At 72.9% G+C, this 5300-nt stretch carries 4 protein-coding genes; all 4 read left to right on the top strand.

The genetic code is table 11. From position 1 onward, the window contains the following. Positions 1-791 (top strand): tetratricopeptide repeat protein (locus C882_RS22505; protein WP_043647320.1); only part of this gene is annotated, 791 nt, incomplete at its 5' end. A gap of 3 nt (positions 792-794) precedes the next feature. Further along, positions 795-2330, top strand: a complete 1536-nt coding sequence (locus tag C882_RS23740; RefSeq protein ID WP_009542999.1) for an ExeA family protein — start codon at positions 795-797, stop codon at positions 2328-2330. Beyond that, positions 2321-3070 (top strand): prepilin peptidase, encoded by a 750-nt coding sequence (locus C882_RS22515; RefSeq protein ID WP_043647322.1) that lies wholly within the window; start codon positions 2321-2323, stop codon positions 3068-3070. The genes C882_RS23740 and C882_RS22515 overlap by 10 nt, the downstream gene beginning before the upstream one ends. Before the next feature lie 76 nt (positions 3071-3146). Continuing rightward, positions 3147-5102 carry a pilus (MSHA type) biogenesis protein MshL gene (locus C882_RS23745; RefSeq protein ID WP_009543002.1) on the top strand — a complete coding sequence of 652 codons (1956 nt, stop codon included), beginning with the start codon at positions 3147-3149 and terminating at the stop codon, positions 5100-5102. The last annotated feature ends 198 nt before the right edge of the window (positions 5103-5300 follow it).

Below are 5300 nucleotides of genomic sequence, written 5' to 3' on the forward strand. Positions count from 1 at the left end.
CGCCATCCGCGGCGGCCGCGGACGACACGGCGGCCGCCGCGCCGCCGCGCCCCGACCGCCTGGACGCCGAGGCGGGCCTGCGGGCGCAGCGCAGCGCCGACGCCTCCGCTGCCGCCGGCGCGCCCATCACCATCGACACGGGGTCAGGCGCCGCGTCGGCCCCGGCACCGGCGCCGCGTGTCGCCAACGTCAGCGTCAGCAGCGTGCCGACGGAAACCCGCGACACTCTGGCGGGCGGCTACGGCGCCCTCATGCGCGGCAACTACGCCGGCGCGCTGAACGCCTACGACAGCGTGCTCGACCGCGAGCCCGACAACGTCTCCGCCCTCATGGGCCGTGCGGCCGCCCTGCACAAGCTGGGCATGGCCGCCGAGGCCCGCGACGCCTATGAGCGCGTGCTCGCCCGCCAGCCGGACAACCGCGAGGCGCTGACCAACATGATCGCACTGATCGGCGACGCCGATCCGGCCACGGCCATTGCGGAACTGGAACGGTTGCAGTCCGTGGCGCCGGACTTCAGCCCCATTCCGGCGCAACTGGGCATGCTGCTGGCCCGCCAGGGCCGCGTCGGCGAGGCCATGGGCGCGCTGCGCCGGGCCATCGTCCTGTCGCCGGAGAATGCGCTCTACCATTACAATATGGCCGTGGTGGCCGACCGCGCCGGCCGCGCCGGCGACGCCGCCCGCAGCTATGACCGTGTGCTGCGCCTGATCGACGGCGGCGGGGCGCCCGCAGGCTTGCGGGCGCAGGCCATCCGTGATCGTCTGCGCTATCTGCGCGCGAGGCTCTGACCCATGCCCTACCTGGCCCATTTCGCCCTGACCGCTCAGCCCTTCGGCCTGACGCCGAACACCGAGCAGTATTTCCCGACGGCGAACAACAGCCACATCCTGCAGTCGCTGCAATATGCGGCGCGGGAACGCGGCGGCATTCTCAAGGTGTCGGGCGACGTCGGCACCGGCAAGACCATGCTGTGCCGCCTGCTGCTGCGCGGCCTGATGGACGATCCCCGCACCGCCGGCGGCGTCGCCTATCTGAACGCGCCCCAGGCCGACGGCGAGTGGCTGCTGGCCGCCCTGTGCATGGAATACGGCCTGGACGCCAAGGGCAACCGGGCGGAGCTGATGCACCGCCTCAACGCCTTCCTGCTGGACGCCCACGCCGACGGCCGCACCTGCGTGGTGGTGGTCGACGAGGCCCAGGCCCTGGGGGCGGAGGGGCTGGAGACGATCCGGCTGCTGTCCAACCTGGAGACGGAGCAGGCCAAGCTTCTGCAGATCGTGCTGTTCGGCCAGCCGGAGCTGGACGCCCTGCTGGAGCGCCCGGACCTGCGCCAGATCAACCAGCGCATCGTCTTCGCCTTCCAGACCCAGCCGCTCAGCGAGGCCGAGGTGGGCGCCTACGTGCAGCACCGCCTGCACTGCGTCCGGGTCCCGGGCGTCGCCTTCCCGGCGTTCACGCCGGCGGCGCTGGACCTGCTGGCGCGGGCCAGCGGCGGCGTGCCCCGGGTCGTCAACATTCTGGCCGACAAGGCGCTGCTCATCGCCTACGGCGCCGGCGCCATGCCCGCCACCGAGGAGCACGTCGCCCAGGCCATGGCCGACAGCCGCAGCATCTGCCGCGCCGTCCCCGTGACCGCGCCCGGCGGCAAGCGGCCGTGGCTGCGGCGCCTGCTGTGGGGCACGGTGGGGCTGGAGGCCGCGGCGCTGGTCGTCATCCTGGCCCTCAACCCCGACCTGCCGGCCCGCGCCTGGACCCTGATGCAGGACCTGACGGCGCAGGACCAGCCCGCCGCGACGGACAGTTCCGCCGCCGAAACAACGGCGCCCGCCGCCGCGGCGACGGTGACGGCGACGGCCACAGGGACGACGCCAAGCGCCGGAACGGCCGCGCCCGCCGCCGCGCCGCCGACAGCCGTGTCCGCGCCCGCTCCCGTCGAGCCGGCCGTGCCGCCCGTCGCCCCCGCGTCGGTGCCGCCGCAGGCCCATGCCGCCCCGGCCGAGGTGCTGGACGCGGTCGCCGCCGAAGCCGAGACCGGAGCCCGCCCCGCCGCGCCACAACCACAACCACAACCGCAGGCGCCCGAAACGGCCGCCGCGCCGGCGGCAGCACCGTCGCCCGGCACCGCGGCGGACGCGCCGGAGCGTCTACCCGCCACCAGCCCGCGCCCCCTCGCCAAGCCGGTGCCGCCCGCCGATCCTGCGCCGGCGGAACCGGCCGGCGCCCCCGGACCCGCGCCGCCCGCGGACATCACCCGCCTGGCGACCAGCGACGCCGGTGAGAACTCCGTGGCCCGCATGACGGAGGACGGCCGCTGGACATGGGAGTGACGGAACTGGTCATCGCGGCGCTGCTGGGGCTCGTGGCCGGCTCCTTCGCCAGCGCCCTGTCCTACCGCCTGCCCCGGTCCCTGCCCGTGGCCGCGGCCCGCTCGGCCTGCACGGCCTGCGGTCATCCACTCGGGGTCCGCGACCTGGTGCCGGTGCTGAGCTGGGTCCTGGCGCGCGGGCGCTGCCGCCACTGCGGCGCCGGGATCTCGACCCGCTACCCGCTCATGGAGCTGACGTCGGCCGCCATCTTCGTGGTCATTGCCTGGGCGGAACAGGGATGGCTGCCGGCAGCGCTGCTGATGGTGGTGGCGACGCTGCTGCTGACGGCCGCCGTGGTGGACCTGGAGACCGGCATCCTGCCCGACGTCCTGCACCTGGCCGTCGCGCCCTTCGCCCTGGCCTACCGCTGGCTGCTGGACGACACCCCCTGGCCGGCGCTGATCGGGGCCGGGGCGGGCTATCTGGTGGGGCTGGCGCTGCTGTACGGGTTCAAGCTGGTCACCGGACGCGAGGGCCTGGGACGCGGCGACGTGAAGTTCCTGGCGATCGCCGGGCTGCTGCTCCAGCCCGAGCAGTGGGCCGCCTTCCCGCTGATCGCCGGCATCGCCGGCATCGTCACCGGGCTGGTCTGGCGGGCGAGCGGGCGCGGGCAGGAGTTCCCCTTCGGCCCGGCGCTGATCGGCGCGCTGTTCGTCTGCGTGCTCATGCCCGGCAGCACGCTGGCCTATGTGGACTTGTGACGACGCCGGAATGAATGAACGAAACAAGGCCCGGCGCCCACGCCGGCGACAGAGAGAGTGGATGAGGGAGTTCCCGATGGCTGGTTACATCGCCCGATCGCCGCGCGGCGGCCTGCGGCATCCGCGCCGCTGGGCCGGCCTGGGCCTGTGCCTGGCGCTGGCCGCCTGCGGCGGTGCCCACGACGAGGCCGGCGGCCTGACCAAGGAAGACTACGAGGCGCTCAAGTCCCGCCGTCCGGCCGCCGAGGCGCCCGCCATGGCCGAACCTCCCATTCCCGACCTGGCGCCGGTCCTGGCGGCGCCGCAGCCGCCGCTGCTGGCGGACACGCGCCGGGTGACCCTGCAGGCGACCGAGGTGACGCCGGTCAAGGACCTGCTGATCGAAATCGCCCGGCAGGCCGACATCGACCTGGAACTGGACCCGCGAATCGAGGGCGGCGTCATCATCACGGCGCGCGACCGGCCGCTCGCCGACGTGATCGAGCGCATCACCGACCTGGCCGGCCTGCGCTACAGCCTGGAGGACAACCGGCTGCGGGTGGAGCAGGACGACCCCTACCTGCAGACCTATCGCGTCGATGTCCTGGACGTTGCGCGCCGCACCTCCACCTCCATTGCCTCGTCCACCGACGTCTTCTCGGTGGTGGGCGACGGCGGCGGCGGCGCCAATGCCTCGACGACGCAGGTCGAGAGCGAGGCCGAAGCCGATTTCTGGGGCGAGATCACCGAGAACATCACGGCCATCATCGAGCAGGACCTGCCCGAACCGCGCACCGCCGGCACGCCCGGACCCGGCGTCGGCGTCACCGATGCCGCCGCCGCAGCCGCGCCTGCGCCGGCCGCGGCCGCCGCTCCGGCCCCGACTCCCGAGGCGGGCGCCGGCGCCGAGGGCGTGGCCGAGGTGGACGAGGGCGGCGCTCCCGGCACCACGGCGGTGCAGGAGCAGGCGACCGCCGCCGCCGCCGGCATCTCCACCGCCGATCCCGGAACCGCCACGCCGCCCCCCGTTCCCACCGCGACGGAGGCCGAAGCGGGCGAGGCCGGCACCGAGGAGGACGAGGAAACCGGCCACTACTTCACCATCAACAGGCAGGCGGGCGTCGTCTCGGTCTACACCACCGAGCGCCAGCACGAGGATATCAAGGACTACCTTGAGCAGGTGCGGTCCAACGTCGGCGCGCAGGTGCTGATCGAAGCCAAGATCGTCGAGGTCAACCTGGACGAACAGTTCCGCGCCGGCATCGACTGGGGCCTTGTCGCGCAAGGCAGCAACGACTTCGCCGTCCAGGGCAACTTCAGCAACAATGTCCTGCCGGCCGGCGTGACCACGCCGACGCTGCTGGCCAGCACCAACTTCGGCATCGGCGGGGCTGCGCTGAATGCCGTGCTGCAGATGGTGGACGAGTTCGGCACCACGCGCACCCTGTCCAGCCCGCGCCTGACGGTGCTGAACAACCATAATGCCATCCTCAAGGTCGCCGAGAACGAGGTGTACTTCACCATCGAGATCGACCGCGAGGTCAACGAGGACGGCCCCGACGTCATCACCTACGACTCCGACGTCCACACGGTGCCCGTCGGCGTGATCCTCAACGTCCAGCCGTCCATCAACCGCGACACCGAGGAGATTTCCCTCAACCTGCGCCCCACCATCTCGCGCATCGTGCGGACGGTGAACGACCCGGCCGTGGCGCTGTTCGCCGCCGACATCGGCAACACCAACGTCCAGTCCCCCATCCCCGTCGTCGAGGTGCGCGAGCTGGACAGCCTGGTCACCATGCAGTCCGGCGACGTGCTGATCATGGGCGGCCTGATGCAGGAGCGGTCGGAGAACAACGACTCCGGCATTCCCGGCGTGAAGGACGTGCCGGTTGTCGGGGCTCCCTTCAAGCAGAAGATCGAGGACACCGAGGTCATCGAGCTGGTGATCTTCCTGCGCGCCACCATCGTCAACGGCCGCGACAGCATCAGCCCGGCCGACCGCGAGTTGTACAACAAGTTCACCCCGGACCCGCGCCCCATCGCCTTCTGAGGCGGCGGCGGCGCCGGCCGGGCCTTTGACGAGCACCGGAAGGTCGAGGACCCATGCGGCTCACCCTGGGCGAAGCCCCGAAGGCGGGCGAAAAGCTCAACCAGACCAAGACGCCGGAGGACGCGCTGCCGGCGGCCGAGCCTGCGCGCGCCGGGCGCCTCAGCCTGGGCGAGGGGCCGGGCGCGGCCGCCGGCCCGG

This window comes from Caenispirillum salinarum AK4 (assembly GCF_000315795.1).
Classification (GTDB): domain Bacteria; phylum Pseudomonadota; class Alphaproteobacteria; order Rhodospirillales; family Rhodospirillaceae; genus Caenispirillum; species Caenispirillum salinarum.